The 493-nt window shown below is 61.7% G+C and carries 1 protein-coding gene; it reads right to left on the bottom strand.

Going from position 1 to position 493, the window contains the following annotated elements:
• The coding region (locus JN524_RS27180; protein ID WP_442964296.1) for a calcium-binding protein at positions 1 to 468 on the bottom strand (468 nt) is incomplete at its 3' end.
• Positions 469 to 493: the final 25 nt, after the last annotated feature.

The following is a 493-nucleotide window of genomic DNA, read 5'->3' as shown; positions in this document are numbered from 1 at the left end:
GACCCCGGTTTTCAGGTTGATGTTGACCGCCACCGTGCTGTCCAGGTACGACACGGTGTCGCGACCGGCGCCACCGAAGAACTGGTCGGCACCGCCACCGCCGTACAGCATGTCGTTGCCGTTACCCCCGGTGATGATGTTGTCGCTGGCATTGCCCCACCCGGTAAACGCAGCCGTACCGGTGTAAGTCAGGCGCTCGACGTTAGCCGCCAGTGTGTGTTCCTTGTAGCTGACGCGCACTTCATCGTTGCCGCCGCCAACTTGCTCGATAACCGTTACGCCACCGCCGTTGACGTAGTAGATGTCGTCGCCCGCACCACCGTCGTAAGTGGCGAAGAGGTAGGCATCCGTGGTGAAGGTATCGTTGAACGCCGAACCGATGACTTTCTCGACGTTGGTCAGGGTCACGCCCTGCGAATCGCCACCGACGCCCGGCAGGCTGGTGCCCGGACGGATATCGATATTCACGGCCGCGCTCGAAGTCGAGTAGTCT

The sequence above is a fragment of the Pseudomonas sp. MWU318 genome (assembly GCF_016756945.1).
In the GTDB taxonomy this organism is placed as follows: domain Bacteria; phylum Pseudomonadota; class Gammaproteobacteria; order Pseudomonadales; family Pseudomonadaceae; genus Aquipseudomonas; species Aquipseudomonas putida_A.
Note: the sequence above shows the minus strand (reverse complement) of the source record. Positions and strands in the feature narration are given on the sequence as shown.